General features: G+C 53.2%; 6 protein-coding genes. 1 reads left to right on the forward strand and 5 read right to left on the reverse strand.

Annotated features, from left to right (window positions below):
- Positions 1 to 74: 74 nt before the first annotated feature.
- Complete coding sequence (locus ACFFSY_RS10440; protein WP_377493503.1) at positions 75 to 4808, forward strand: S-layer homology domain-containing protein; 4734 nt, start codon at positions 75 to 77, stop codon at positions 4806 to 4808.
- 75 nt (positions 4809 to 4883) lie between these two features.
- Here the strand turns inward: ACFFSY_RS10440 and ACFFSY_RS10445 are convergent, their stop codons facing one another.
- The 5 genes from ACFFSY_RS10445 to ACFFSY_RS10465 all read right to left on the reverse strand — a co-directional run bounded on the left by ACFFSY_RS10445 (position 4884) and on the right by ACFFSY_RS10465 (position 15451).
- A complete protein-coding gene (locus ACFFSY_RS10445; RefSeq protein ID WP_377493505.1) occupies positions 4884 to 8579 on the reverse strand; it encodes a YobI family P-loop NTPase in 3696 nt (1231 codons plus the stop codon).
- 1319 nt (positions 8580 to 9898) lie between these two features.
- A complete protein-coding gene (locus ACFFSY_RS10450) occupies positions 9899 to 10261 on the reverse strand; it encodes a 4Fe-4S binding protein (RefSeq protein WP_377493507.1) in 363 nt (120 codons plus the stop codon).
- Positions 10258 to 11925, reverse strand: a complete 1668-nt coding sequence (locus ACFFSY_RS10455) for an FAD-dependent oxidoreductase (RefSeq protein ID WP_377493509.1) — start codon at positions 11923 to 11925, stop codon at positions 10258 to 10260. The genes ACFFSY_RS10450 and ACFFSY_RS10455 overlap by 4 nt, the downstream gene beginning before the upstream one ends.
- Before the next feature lie 42 nt (positions 11926 to 11967).
- Positions 11968 to 13728: an ABC transporter ATP-binding protein gene (locus ACFFSY_RS10460; RefSeq protein ID WP_377493511.1), complete on the reverse strand. Its 1761-nt coding sequence runs from the start codon at positions 13726 to 13728 to the stop codon at positions 11968 to 11970.
- Complete coding sequence (locus tag ACFFSY_RS10465) at positions 13721 to 15451, reverse strand: ABC transporter ATP-binding protein (protein WP_377493512.1); 1731 nt, start codon at positions 15449 to 15451, stop codon at positions 13721 to 13723. Before ACFFSY_RS10465 ends, ACFFSY_RS10460 begins: the two co-directional genes overlap by 8 nt.
- Positions 15452 to 15496: the final 45 nt, after the last annotated feature.

A 15496-nucleotide genomic window follows, 5' to 3' on the forward strand; every position in this document is an offset into this window, starting at 1 on the left:
AAGATGAATGAATAAACGTGAAACTTATAAATTCTTGTATTTTAAAAGACACACAGAGAGGATGCCGCATCCACATGACGGTCAAACGTAATTTCGCAACCGCAACCGGACTTTTCCTACTAATGAACACCATGCTTGGGAGCTATGCCAGCGCAGAATCCCTCCCCTCCATCGAGGCCGCGCTAGCCGGTCCGGTACCTGTCGAGCTGCCGACGGCGCCCGCTTGGGGACATTTCGTCGACAGCTACAAAAACAACATCTCAGATAACAAAACGGTCGCCTCGAATCCATCCATCGGCGTGCTCTCCCAAATGCTCGAATTATGGACGCCGGGCAGCGCCTGGGATAACGGGACGAAGCTGAACAGCGCCGTGCTTGATGCCAACATCCAGAAGAACATCGATATCGCGGCCAAACGGACGCAAGCCGAAGCCGACCAAGCGTACTACGACGATCGCCGTAAGCAAAGCTACTCCGCGATCGATGGTCTCGGCTCCCTTGCCGACGTGTACCGCGAGAAAGCTGGCGCCACCACGACGATCACCGACATCCCGGCCGACGCGACGACGAAGAAGTATGACGACGGCGGCACCGACGCGGGCGACCCGAACTCCGAGCTGGGCCGAATCGTAACCCTGGTCAAGACGCTGCGCGGCAACTACTCTTCCACCACGCCGGCGAAAAACTTCTACAGCTACAAGCGACCGTTCCGCTGGGCCAATGATACGTCGATCATCGTGCCGACGCTCGTTCCGGCCATCAGCACGACCCCGGCGACGGACGGCGGATTCCCGAGCGGCCACACCAACGCTTCTTACTTAAGCGCGTTCGCAATGGCGTATGCGGTGCCGGAACGTTTTCAAGAATTGCTAACGCGCGCCTCCGAGCTTGGCAACAGCCGCATCGTCGCGGGCATGCACTCCCCGCTCGACGTCATCGGCGGACGCGTCATGGCGACGGCCTTATCGGCGGCCATTCTCGCGGATCCGGACAATGCGGCCGTCAAGCAAGCCGCTTACGACGAAGCGCGAACGAAGTTGCTCACACAGACGGGTACGGCGGAAGACCGTTTCTCAGATTACGAGAAGAACAAAGCGCAATATACGGAGCGGTTGACGTATGGATTCAGCGCAATCGGCGAGACGGCCAGACCGATGATCGTGCCGAAAGGCGCCGAGGTGCTGCTCGAGACGCGCCTCCCTTATCTAGACGCCGACCAGCGCCGCGAAGTGCTCGCAACGACGGGCCTCCCTTCCGGCTATCCGGTGCTCGATGATCCCGAAGGCTGGGGACGCCTCAATCTGTTCGCGGCTGCGGACGGCTACGGCGCTATGAACAGCGATGTCACCGTGACGATGGATACGGCCAAAGGCGGCTTCCATGCGCAGGATCACTGGCGTAATAATATCGCAGGTAGCGGTAAGCTTACGAAAGCCGGCACGGGAACACTTGAACTGCAGGGTAACAACACGTACGCCGGTGGCACGATCGTGAGCGGCGGGACGCTTGAGGGCGAGTCCGCAACGGCTTTCGGCACGGGCAATGTAGCGGTTACCGAGGGCACGCTCGTCGAGCAAGTCGCGGGCAAAATGACGATCGGCGGCAATTTCGAGCAAGCCGCGACCGGTACGCTCGAGCTGAACGTTGGCAGCGCTAGCGACGTACTCGAGGTGAAGGGCGCCGTGAAGGCAGACGGCAAGCTGCGCCTGAAGTTCTCGGACAGCTACGTACCTGCTGGCAACGAAACGATCACGATCTTGACGCATGCCGCTGGCCAGCGCACGGGCGAATTCGTCGCGGTGGAGACGGTAGGCCTGCCAGATGCTTACAAGGCGACCGTGAACTATCTATCCGACCGGATCGAGGTCGAGATCGATAACGGGACGGCGCCGGCGTGGGGATATTTTGTCGATACGTACAAAACGAATCAGGCGAGCAACACCACAGTCGAGAGCAATGCATCCATCGGCGTGTTGTCCGAATTCTTGAAGCTGTGGAAGCCGGGCAGCTCGTGGGATAACGGCACGAAGCTGAACAGCGCCGTGCTCGACGCCAACATCCAGAAGGTCGTGGACATCGCGAAGACGCGTACCCAAGCCGAAGCGGATCAAGCCTACTTCGACGACCGCCGCAAACAAAGCTATGGCGCAATCGAAGGTCTCGGCTCCCTCACTGACGTGTATCGGACGAAAGCCGGCGCGACGACGACGATCAACGACATCCCTGCCGATGCCACGACGAAGAAATACGACGACGGCGGCACCGACGCGGGCGATCCAGCCTCCGAGCTTGGCCGCATCGTGACGCTCGTGAAGACGCTGCGCGGCAATTACTCGTCGACGAATCCGGCGAAAGGCTTCTACAGCTACATGCGTCCATTCCGCTGGGCGAACGATACGTCGGTCATCGTACCGACGCTGGTACCGGCGATGAGCGCGACGCCTGCGACGGACGGCGGTTTCCCAAGCGGACACACGAACGCTTCGTACTTGAGCGCATACGCCATGGCCTATGCCGTGCCGGAGCGTTTCCAAGAACTGCTGACGCGGGCGTCGGAGATGGGCAACAGCCGCGTCGTTGCCGGCATGCACTCCCCGCTCGACGTCATCGGCGGACGTGTCATGGCTACGGCATTGTCGGCCGCGATCCTCGCAGACCCGGACAACGCAGACGTGAAGCAAGCGGCTTACGACGAAGCGCACGCGAAGCTGCTGACGCAGACCGGTACGGCGCAAGACCGTTTCGCGGATTACGCGAAAAACAAAGCGCAATTCACCGAGCGTCTGACATACGGATTCACCCAAATCGGCGACACGACTAAAGCGATGACCGTGCCGAAAGGCGCCGAGGTGCTGCTCGAGACACGCCTCCCTTATCTGGATAGCGCGCAGCGCCGCTCGGTACTGGCGACGACGGGCCTCCCTTCCGGCTATCCTGTGCTCGACGATCCGGAGGGCTGGGGACGTCTCAACCTGTTCGCCGCGGCGGACGGCTACGGTGCTTTTAACAACGACGTAACCGTGACGATGGATGCAGCCAAGGGCGGCTTCCACGCGCAGGATCAATGGCGCAACAATATCTCCGGCACTGGCAAGCTGACCAAAGCCGGTTCGGGTACGCTCAAGCTGCAAGGCAGCAACACCTACACGGGCGGTACTATCGTGAACGGCGGTACGATTGCGGGCGAAACCGCGATGGCTTTTGGTACTGGCGATGTGGCGGTTAATGCTGGTACGCTGGTCGAGCAAGTCGCCGGCAAAATGACGATCGGCGGCAGCTACGTCCAAGCGGCAGACGGCGTGCTCGAGCTGAACGTCGGCAGCGCGACAGATGTGCTCGAAGTGAAAGGCGCGGTCAAAGCAGACGGTAAACTTCGTCTGAAATTCGCATCGAATTACGTGCCGGCTGAAGGTACACTTACGCTCATCTCGCATGGCAGCAGCCAACGCACCGGCCAATTCGCGGCCGTCGAGACGACCGGTTTGCCAAGCGGCTACACCGCGACGATGAACTACCAAGCGGACGGTATCAAAGTCGCGATCGACGACGGCGTCTCCAATACGCCAAGCCCAAGTAACCCGACTGCGCCGATTGTCACGACGCCAGCGGCAGATTGGGCGATCACGGGCGACGCGAATGGACAGACACTGACGGTGAAAGCGACTGCTGATGCAGCTGGCAAAGCAAATGTCGACGTGCAAGACGCGCAAGTGAACGCTTTGCTGGAGAAGGTCAGTGCCTTGACGGGGGCCGAGCTGACGGCGGAGTTGAAAGTAGAAGCTGGGGCAGAAGCGAAGTCGTTCGGTATTGCGCTGTCCAAAGCGGCGATCGGCAAGCTGTCCGACAGCAAAGCGACGATGGTTGAAGTGACGACACCGCTCGGTACAATTGTGCTGGACAAAGCGGTATTGGAAGTGCTAAAGAAGACGACTGGAGACAAGGTTCGGACTGAGTTCGCAGCAACGGAAACGGTGGCGTTCTCTTCCGAAACGTCGAGCCTGGTCGGCACGCGTCCTGTCGTAAACGTGACAATCCAGTCTGGATCAACGAACGTCACGAGCTTTGACAGCAACGAAGTCGAAATCCGAATTCCGTATCAAGCAACGCAAGGCGAAGACGCGAACGCGATTGTCGTCAGCTACATCGACGCGAACAGCAAGCCGCAGATTCTCGTGAATTCGAGCTATAACTCGACAGCTGGTCAGGTGATCTTCACAACCGATCATCTGAGCACGTATGCAGTCAGCTATAACAAAATGAGCTTCAGCGATAAGACGAACCACTGGGCGAGCAGCTACATCACCTACCTGAGCGCACGCGGTATCGCATCCGGCTCCGGCAACGGATTGTTCGCGCCGAACGCGGACATCACGCGCGCCGAGTTCGCCAAGATGCTGGCAGGCATCGCGAATGTGGATGTAAGTGGCTACACGTCCTCCACGTTCTCGGACGTTCAAGCTGGCGACTGGCATCTGCCATACGTCGCATGGGCGGCAGAGCAGAATATCGTCAACGGCAACGAGAAGCAGCAGTTCCAACCGAATGCGCGGATAAGTCGCGAGGAAATGGCCGTCATGCTGAAGCGGTTCGCGGATGTTACGGGCGTGGCCTTGCCGACTACTGGCGGCGCGGCAAGCTTTGAGGATCAGGCGAAGATTAGCGTTTGGGCGGTTGACGCTGTCGGTGCGTTGAGTCAAACGGGACTTCTTGCAGGTAAAGGCAATGGGGAGTTTGACCCGCAGGGCAGCGCGACGAGAGCGGAGGCTGCGAAGGTTGTTACAGTACTTCTGCTAAGTGCAAGGAACTAGCTAATTGCTTTATTGTAAATTCTATAGTTTAGAATAAAGAGACCTTCCATCGGAGGGTCTCTTTATTGGTGACAATTATAGCTTAACTGATAATTTTCTACCTACGGCTCGATAATATTCTCGGTTCTGAGGGTCAAAATCGAAACTGCTGATCCATCCTTTTTCCTTAAAATGCAAGAGGATTGTTTTGTTTTCTGAATTAGCTTCAATTTTCGGCCTCTTTCCAGAAAGTAAGTGAATGAATTCTTCTAATCCTATGATATTAAAGTACTTGATTATTTGCGGATAACTAATTGTTTCTAAGTTATTTATAAGCAACTTCAGTTTAATATTTATTTCAATATCTTCTCTACTTAATAATTTTAGCAATAATTCATCAAACAGCCCCTTCTCATTGGTGGCTACAACATTAATGTGTTCAACACATAGTTCGATGATTTTCATTTTCATGTCTAATGAGTATTTCTGAAATTCATCGATAAGAAAATCCAAATCCTCGATATCAAAGAAACTTTCAATTATTATAGTTTGAATTCGCTCCGAATAATTGGAACCTCTGATACTTATTGATTCCGTCCCTCTTATTTGATTTAATATTTTCATCTTATTCTCATCTTCTATTGATTGTACGGATAAAACCTTTCTTACCTCGCTTTTATCGTAAATCTCTTCATCCAAAATTTTAATGTAAGTTAGTATATTCTTCTCGATGAATAACAAGATACAGGAACTATATTCCATTCTCATAAATAGAAGATTCTTTTTTGACATACTAATAATTCCGAGAGTTATTAGTATTCTTATTTTGTTGGTATGTATTTCTTTAAAATTGAATTCCTCATGATAATGATGATAATGTTCAAGAATCATACTGTATTTTTCATCGTTGACAGAGTCATCTTGTATTATGTCGAAGTAGAAGTTTGAAGCTATTGACTCATCAACCAACTTTATTACTTCTTCGTAATTAAATATTAAATCATTAGGAGACCTGTTAATGAATCTAACAATCGTTTCAGAAAGACCATTTTTAGTATAATAGCAAAGTATATTTTCAACTGAGGATTCAATTAAGTTTCTTGAAACTAATTCTTCCCAAAAATCTTCGCTAATTTCAATGAGTGATTTTAAGATAACATGGAGTTTTGAAATATATAAGCCTTTTAGGTTGGGTGACAGTTCACTATTATTTAATATATTTATAACACAGTACTCCTCATCTTTTATATCGGTATATTCACAAATTAGTTTGATAACTGAATTAATATTCTTATGAATATAACTATATAAAGGTTCATCTGGTCTGGAACAAATTAATGAATAGAGTTTTGTTTTATAGTCAGACGACCTTTCGATTTGATAAACATTTTCTATAATTGTTTCAATCATCGGTATATTTAATATAAATAATTCGTTACGATATACATTAGTAAAGAGTTCTTTATTCGATACTTGATAGTTTAAGAAAGGAAAATGTACATCGAGTACTAAAAGTCCATTAATAATTTTGTTAACTTCAATCGGCGACTCGATACTCAAGAAGTCAGGATCGTTGGCTATATAGTTTGTCATACATTCGTTGTTATTCATTTTTTTTATATCATCTTCTGCCGAGTAATTTAATGTAGCTACCATATAACTCTTCTTCAATCTCATGTCTACAGAACTTTCCAATATTAATGTCCAAATGGAGTTCCATGACTTATTTATCTCATAAACAAAGGATGGTTCATGTATTCCACGTTGAAAGTAGCCCCAGACAAAATTAATATTCTTTGTTTGGCTTACCTGATGTAGTAGGGCAAACAAAAATTGATGTTTTGTCTCCAGCAAGTAATCTAAAAGACTGAAGTTTAATACCTCCTCTTGTTCAAAATCTCCCTCTCTAAGTCTAGAAACTACTGATGCTGGGCTTTTCAGGTCAAAATCATAATTCTTAGGTTTTTCATCCGTTATACTGCGTATGAAAATCTTATCTGTTTTTGACAAACTTTCCGCATAGAAATATGTCATATAATCAGAATAAGATTCATCGATATGTCCGTTTCTAACTAAAAAAACTATTAAATCATAATAAGGGCTAGTGGTTATATTTGTATCCTTACATTCAGAGTGATCTTCAACATTTCTCTCAGGAAAGAAGTAACTTAAATTCTCTTTCTTGATTATGTCTCTTAATTTAGTAGAATTAATCCTCACCCTCTCGTAATTAAGCTCATTATTCCTTGCCTCTATTGTTAAGATATCTGCTCTTATTTTTTTCTCAATAATTTGCTTACGTCGTTGGTATTCTGGATTCTGCAGCATTTGATCGTATTTAGCTTGAAAATTAATATGATTGCCATGTATGTTAACAAAATGATTAGGGTTATGTTTAATATTTTTTATATAATCCAAAAAATTATTATCAACGCGTATCTGATGACCTCCATTAAAAAAAATTGCATCGAGTTCATCAATATCATTTAGCTTCTCTCGGTTAATATCATCAATGATTCTCATATTTTCGATTATTTCCTGATCAATGATATGTATTCGTTCAGATATATAGACACTTTTCTGCCTAAATATCTTTGCTACAAAGCCTGAGTTAACTTGAAGTTCACTAAAATCTTTAGGAAAAATGTTTTTGTAAACAATGAGAGATAATAGTTTATTCTCATCTAGTTCTGTTGTTTGAATCCTGCCGTGATAAATTACATATTCATTGTAAATATTCTTAAGTATTCTCATATCGTCAATGTAAAGAGATAGTCTTTCTAGAAATGTCCTGTCAAAGTGCTCGAGTATATTCCCTTCTTGAAAATATTTGATTAACTGATCAATAGAATTAGAACTATCAAGTATTGGCACAATAGGAATAATAAAATCAAAAAATTTAGTTCGATCTTTCGAGTTAAAGATATCGTCTCTTACTAAATAGAAAAATCTAATAGGTGTTTTGGTTTTTTTGTTTATCAAAAAGTTAATCTCTCTTAACTTACTGAAAATTAAGTTATGGTCATACCGATCTATATCCTCAAATACAATTGCGTCTACCTTAGCATTCTTAAATAGATACACAATCTCATCTAAGTGTTTATCAAAATGAGACATGTCTGAATGATCAAAAATCTCTATCTCATGATTTTGGATCTTTACTCTTTTGATAATTGGTTTTTGCAAATTAATCTGAATTAAACTATGTAGATACTTAATAAAAATCAGAACACAGACACCAAGGACCAGAATATAGAATAGACTACTGGTGGTAAAACCTAATGTTTCCTTGAACCAAGAATCTTGCAGTTTAGCTATCAAAGCTGACCAATTATCTAAATTGAATAAATAAAACAACTGCAAAATAAACATACCCAAAAGAAAAGTATGCCCGTTAATCTTTCTTTTTGATATGTCTGACTTGACCTTGAATCTGGTCTGAGGAATATTCTGGGGGTCAACTTGATGTATCAATTGATTTAAGATCTTCCCCTCAAGTTTTGCATTAGTTTCATTATTCGCTTCATTTTTTTGCGTGTCTTCAAAACTTGCTAAAGAAACATGAATAATCTTTTTCTCACTATACTTCTCTTCATACGATTTAATAACACTGCTTTTTCCTGCGCTATACGGTCCTGTTAGAGCAATATTTAATAAATCATCTTCTGCAAAGACAAAGTTCAAAGACTCTTCATAAATATCTATTGTCTCGATTGAAGTCGGCGTTAATTTCTGCAATTTAAGATTGGGAGAGACGTTTTTTTCACTTTCGAGCTTTTTTTCAGAATTCATATAATATTACTCCTGTATCTGCAGAATGAGAGTACCTTCCCTCTAATTCGACAAATGAACTTACGGTCCTTCTAAGCTTTACTATTGCTTCTGAAAAAGGAGTGTTAAGTAATTTCAAACATACTCTAGGTAGTTCGTCGAAAAGACGCTCACTCGCAATCAACTCATGCAAATAGGGTTGCCCAGTACCTTCGACGTAGAATATGCCCGTAATTTAAAAAAAACAGTAACCGGTATGTCTGGTTGGGCCACCAGCCCAAACGTCGTAACATACGATGGCAACAGGCGAAAGTTGGCATCTAGCTTGGTGTAACACAAGGGGAACTAGCCGCTTTCCTAGCGGCTAGTTCCCCTGCTATCTACGTGCGTAAAGAATGGAGTCATCAATATGTTATCCATCGGACTATCTCGCTCATACAGCTAACAAAAAGCGCTACATGCAATCGGCCAAGGATACGTGCAGTGCTTTTCTGCATATTAGAACTTCTAGCTACTTCTCCACCCTCACATTATCCACGTATGTCTTCCCCGTCGCGTTCCCCGCAACCCCGAACCCCAGCTTATTCAAATCCGCCGTGGCCATATCGCGAAAACTGAACTGGTTCACCTTCTTCACCCCTTCGACGTACACATCGTAATTTTTTTCGTAGTCGTGTTCATAACGACTTTTAGGGTCATACCAAGTGCCATTCGTGATCGGCTGCAAGGTGGTGTACGACGTCCCGTTGTAGCGCCAAGGTACCCGTTATGCAGGCCGATGTGCATAGCAACCTGCCACTATCCACGACGAGGAAGTCTTTCCAACTGGCATACTCCGTGCGGACCGAAGTTTGAGCGTGCCGGCGCCGGTTTACGGACCGAACGTCTTCTTGAGGCTCGTTTCGCCGGTGAGCGACGTTTTGTTGATCTTCACCCTTCGGTCCATGCCCGATACGCCCACGGGAAGGATGTTCTTCAAGCTGACGGTGCCTCTGGTAGCCGTAGGCCGTCCGATTTGCCGGGGCTCCTCCCGCCGGCGGCAAGCCTATGCCGAGATGATTGTTGAACGCGTCCTTGAATATGAACTTGCCCGGGACGAGGATTCTGCCGAACACAGGCACTTCATCGTGGGTGATCGTCACGACATGATTATAGAATTTCCGAGTGAAATAAGGTAGTTGCCGGAGCCGCCGTAACAGGATATCCATCCAACCTACATTCCATATGAGGAACCAGGTGAAATCGAAATTCGCCTGAACCGCGCCTTCCGTCGGAAGCACCCCCGTCTCATTAGGACGCAGCGCTTGCTGCCTGCCCCTCTAGCCTCGCTTCTCAACTAGCTAACCCGACTTTCGCTCCGGAACAGCCGGGCGCGGCGGCAAAATCCGGTCGATGAACGGCGTCGTGTCGATCGCGGCCAGCGTCGTCCGGCCGCGGCCCCAGCCGATCGTCGCCCGCCAGCTGCCGAGCGCGCCCGCGACGGCGAGCGCTTCCTCGTCGCACGCGACGGCCTGCTCGGCGTAGGGCGAGACGTAGAGCGCATCGACCGGGCAGTAGGCTTCGCAGATGAAGCACGTCTGGCAATCTTCCTGGCGGGCGATGACGGGCACACCGTCCTCTCGCGTATCGAACACGTTCGTCGGGCACACCTTCACGCACAACCCGCACTGGACGCAGCGATCCGAGCTGACCACTTCAATCATGGACGAGCCGCCTCCTTCATGAAATCGGAATGGTGTTCGGTGCTGCCCGTCGGCACAGGGTCAGCGGCGCATCCGCCGACGAGCTCCGGGCGCACCTGGATCGTCTCCAGCCCGGACACCAGCAGCCGATATTGCTGCGCGGGGTCGGTCTGCGGATATTCGGCGAACGCATGCAAGCCTCTGGATTCCCGGCGGGCCAGCGCGGCCGTATACATCCATCTTGCCGTAGCTGTCATAGCCGCGGCTTCCCGCGACTTGACGCGCTCCCGGACGGATGCGCCGGTCGCCTGCCCCTTCAGCACCTCCCACAACCGATGCAGCCGTTCCAACGATGCCGCCACGATCGGCTCGCTGCGGAAATAGTTAATCTCGAGCGGGAACACCTCCCGCTGCACCGCCTCGATCACGGCATCGGCCGGAAGCGCATCCCCGCCGTCCGCGGCTCCTCCCGCTGACAGACCGTAACGGCCTGCCGGCTTGAGATTCCGCTGCGCGGCCGCCTTCTCTTGCGACAGCGCGAACTTCGCGGCGGCTTCGCCCGACCAGGTGCCCGACGAGATCGCCCACGAGGCATTGAACGCGCCGCCTCCGGATTTCGCGCCCGTAATCCGCTCGCGCGTCGCCGCGTCCCCCGCGGCATACAGCCCGCCGACTGTGGTAGAGCAATCGTCGCCCGCAAGCCGGATCCCGCCTGTACCCCGCACCGTCCCTTCGTAACGCAGGGTCAGCTCGAACCGCTCGGTGAACGGATCGATGCCCGCCCGGTCGTAAGGCAGGAAGAAGATCGCGTGCGAGTTGCGGAGGATCGTCCGCTTCTCCTCGGTATCCGCTTTGTCCAGCACCGCATAGACCGGTCCTTGGTGAAGCATCCGCGGTAGGAAATCCCCGGCGCGCGGTCCGCCGGCATGCAGCACCTCGCCGCTCGCGTTCGTATAGGTCGCCCAATTCAGCAGCCGGCCGCGCGTCACGGACGCGAAGGAAGCGCTCGGCGCATACTGCCGGCTGAACTCCATGCCCGACAGATCCGCGCCGAGCTCGGCCGCCATGAGCAGGCCGTCGCCGGTCAGCACGTTGCAGCCGAGCCCCTTGCTCAAGAAGGCGCAGCCGCCCGTCGCGATGACGACCGCGTTCGCCCGCACCTCCCAGTCGCGGTCATCCAGCCGCGAGATGCCGCGCGCGCCGCCGACTCCGTGCTCATCCGCCAGCAGCGTAAGCGCCGGCGACTGGTCAAGAATCTTGACGCCCGCGCGGCTGACGGCGCGGCGCATGATTCGCATGTATTCCGGCCCTTGGAGATGGTCGCGGAGGGGCGTGCCCTCTTCGTCCCGGCGGAACGGATAACCCCAGGATTCGACTAATTGCAAGCTATCGTAGACTTGGTCCAGCACGCGGTGGATCCAGGCCGGCTCGGCCAGATAGCCGCTCTCGCGATAGCGCTGCTGCACGGCGGCTTCGCGCTGCGCCGGGTCCGGCGGCAGATAGAGCAGATTAGTCCCGCCGGGCGCGGTCGCGCCGCTCGATCCGAGGAAGCCTTTGTCGGCGAGCACGACCTTCGCCCCTTGCTTGGCGGCGCTCCAGGCCGCCCACGCCCCGGCGGGTCCTCCGCCGATGACCAGCACATCGGCATCCAGCCGAATATGACTCTTCTCGCTCTTCTCGCTCATCTCATTCCTCCTTGCCGTCTTCCGCTCGCAGCAGGACCGCCATCAGCCCGGTTGCTTCGCGTGATGGAGATCATAATAGTACCCTCGCTTCCCAAGCAGCGCGGCGTGCGGCCCTTTCTCCGCGATGCGGCCTTGATGGAGCACGATGATTTGGTCGGCTTGGCGAATCGTGTTCAGCCGGTGCGCGATCACGATGCTCGTTCGCCCCCGCATCAGCTTCGACAGGGCGTCCTGAATTTGGATTTCCGTCACCGTATCGACGCTGCTCGTCGCCTCGTCCATGATCAGAATCGCCGGGTTTAACAGCATCACGCGCGCGATCGCGATCAGCTGCTTCTGCCCCTCGCTGATGCGCGTCCGCTCGTAGCTCACCTTGGTGTCGTAGCCCTCCGGCAGCTTCGCGATGAACCCGTGCGCATTGGCCATGACCGCCGCGCGTTCAACCTCCTCGTCCGAGGCGTTCGGACTGCCGTACCGGATATTGTCCCGGATCGTGCCCTCGAAGAGAAACGCCTCCTGCAGGACGAATCCCAGCTGGCGCCGGAGCTCGTCGCGCCGGAGCGAGCGGATATCCTGCCCATCGATCAGAATCGCCCCTACGTCCGCATCGTAGAACCGGCAGAGCAGCTGGACGATGGTCGATTTGCCCGCGCCCGTCTGCCCGACGAGCGCGACCGTCTCGCCCTCCGCGATGCGGAAATCGATATCGGCCAGAACGCCCCCGCTTTCTCCGCCATAGGAGAACGAGACGTTCGAGAAGCGGATCTCGCCCCGCATGCTTGGCACGCCCCGCGCGTCCCGGCCATCGGTCTCGGGCTCCTCGGCGATCGTCTCGAAGACGCGCTCCGCCCCGGCTACCGCCGACAGCACCGTATTGAACTGGATCGCCAGATCGTTCAGCGGCCTGGCGAACTGCCGGGCATATTCGGTGAACGTCACGATAACGCCGATCGTCACGTTGCCATGCAGGGCGAGCAAGCCTCCGGCGGCGGCGATGATCGCGAAGCTCAGATTATTCAAGACGATCATGAACTTGGAGATGAATCCCGAATACGTCTGCGCCCAATAAGCCGATTGCTTATACTGCTCATTCCGCTCTCGGAACTGCTCGATCACATGCTGCTCGCGCGAATAGACGGTGATGATCCGCTGGCCGCTCAACGTCTCGGCCATGAAGCCGTTCAGCTCGCCGAGCCGGGCTTGCTGCTCCTTGAACAGCCGGCCCGTACGGGCCGTGATCCATTTCATGCCGACATAGACGAGCGGCACGATGATCAGCGTCAGCAGCGTCAACACCGGGCTCAGCCAGATCATCAGTCCAAGCATGCCGGCGAAGGTCAGCAGGCTGCTGCTCAATTGGATGATCGAGCTGTTCAGCGTCTGGCTGATGCTGTCGATATCGTTGGTCAGCCGGCTCATGATGTCGCCCTGCTGCCGCCGCGCGAAGAAGGCGATCGGCAGCTCCAGCAGTCTGCGGAACAGCGCGCCGCGAATCGAAGCGACCGTCTTCTGGGCAATGCCGATCATCAGCGTATTCTGCGCGATCGCGCTGACGGAGCCGAGCGCGTAGACGACAGCCAGGAGGAGGATCACCCGGACAAGTCCGCCGCTGTCGCCCGCGGCCAGCTCGTGATCGATCGCATAGCCGATCAAATATGGACCGAGCAAGCTGAGCGCCGAACTCAGGACGACGAGCCCGATGACGACGGCGAGAAGCCGACGGTATCCCGCCATGTAGCTCCAGATGCCGCGCAGCGCGGCCATGGACCGGCGAGCGTTCATGGACGGCTTTGGTTCAGGCATGGGCAGCCGCCTCCCCGCTCGCTTGGGAATCGGCGATTCTCCGATATGCGGACGATGCCGCCAACAGCTCCGCATGCGTGCCGAACCCTTGAATGCGGCCGTCCGCGAGCAGCAGAATATGGTCCGCTTCCCGCGCCGCGCCGACCTTCTGCGTAACGAATAACGTCGTGCACGGAAGCGCGCGCAGCACGTCCAACACCTTCCGCTCCGTCACGGCGTCGAGAGCGCTGGTGCAATCGTCGAGCAGCAGAAGCTTCGGCTTGCGGAGCAGCGCTCTGGCGAGCGACAGCCGCTGCTTCTGACCGCCGGATAGATTGACGCCCCGCTCGCCGAGCGCCGTGTCGTACCCGTTCTCCATCTTCGCGATCGTCTCGTGTATCTGGGCCAGCTTCGCCGCTTCGACGACGTCGGCTTCGCTCGCGTCTTCTTTGCCGAACCGGATATTGTCCAAGACCGTCCCCGAGAACAGCTGCACCTCTTGCGCCGCATAGCCGATCGCGCCCCGCAGATGACGGAAGCGCAGCTGCTTGATATCGATGCCGTCGATCCGGATGCGTCCCTCGCCCGCGTCATAAAGGCGGGGGATGAGCTGCAACAGCGTCGATTTGCCGGAGCCGGTCGCCCCCATGATCGCGATCGTCTCGCCTGCCTTCGCCCGGAACGATACGTCCCGCAGCGCATGGCCCGAGGAACCGGCATAGGCGAAGGAGACGCGGTCGAATTCGATTCTCCCTGCCGTTACGCTTAGCGCGTCATCGGCCTCAGCCCCTTCGACGACATCGGGAATAGCTTCCAGCACCTCCGCGATGCGGTTCGCCGCCGTTCTGGCCCGGGCCAAGTTATTGATCATCATCGAGATTGGCGAAAATGCGGCCGTGATGCGGGCAGCGTAGTTGACTACGGCGATCACCTCGCCCATCGTCATGCCGCCGACGCTGATTTGCGCGCCTCCGAACCATAGAATGGACAGCAAGCAGAGGTTCATCGCCAGCAGCAGCAGCGGCAGCACGAATTCGACCAATCGCAACGCGGACGTCGTGCTCGCGGCCAGCTCTCCGTTCGCATCGTCGAAGCGTTCCCGCTCACGCTCGCTCCGAACGAACACCCGAATAAGGCGAATGCCCATGAGCGTTTCGCGGATGACGCCGTTCATTCGGTCGAGCTTCCGCTGCGCGTGCTCGAACAGCCGCATCCCTTTCTTCAAGGTCAGGTACAAGCAGCCGAGCACGAGCGGCGTCGCGATCGCAAGCGCCAGCGCCAAGCGGGCGTTGATCATGACGGCCAACGCCAGACTGCCGATAATGAGCAGCGGCGAGCGCATATACACGCGCAAGCCGAGGAAGATCGCCATCTGTATCTGGTTCATGTCGCTGGTCATCCGGGTCAGCAGCGTCTCGGTCGGGAAACGGTCGAACGTGGAGAAGGAGAACGACTGGATTTTCTCGAACAAAGCCTGCCGCGCGTCATAACTAAACCCTTGGCTCGCTTTCGACGCATAAAAGGTATTCACGATGCCGCAGCCGAATCCAAGCAGCGCAAGTCCGATCATGACGCCTCCCCACACCGAGACCGCATGCAGATCGCGCGCCGCTACCCCTTCGTCGATGATTTTCGCCAATAACAGCGGATGATACAGCTCCACGAACAATTCGACCAGCATGAGAACGAGCGCAATGGCCGATGGTACCCGATAGGGCTTGATGTAGGACAAAAGTTTGCCCATCTGCTCTGCCTCCTTGAATCAGCCCTATGTATAGCAAACAATTCC

Origin of the sequence: Paenibacillus aurantiacus, assembly GCF_042431225.1 — a bacterium.
Taxonomy (GTDB): domain Bacteria; phylum Bacillota; class Bacilli; order Paenibacillales; family Paenibacillaceae; genus Paenibacillus_Z; species Paenibacillus_Z aurantiacus.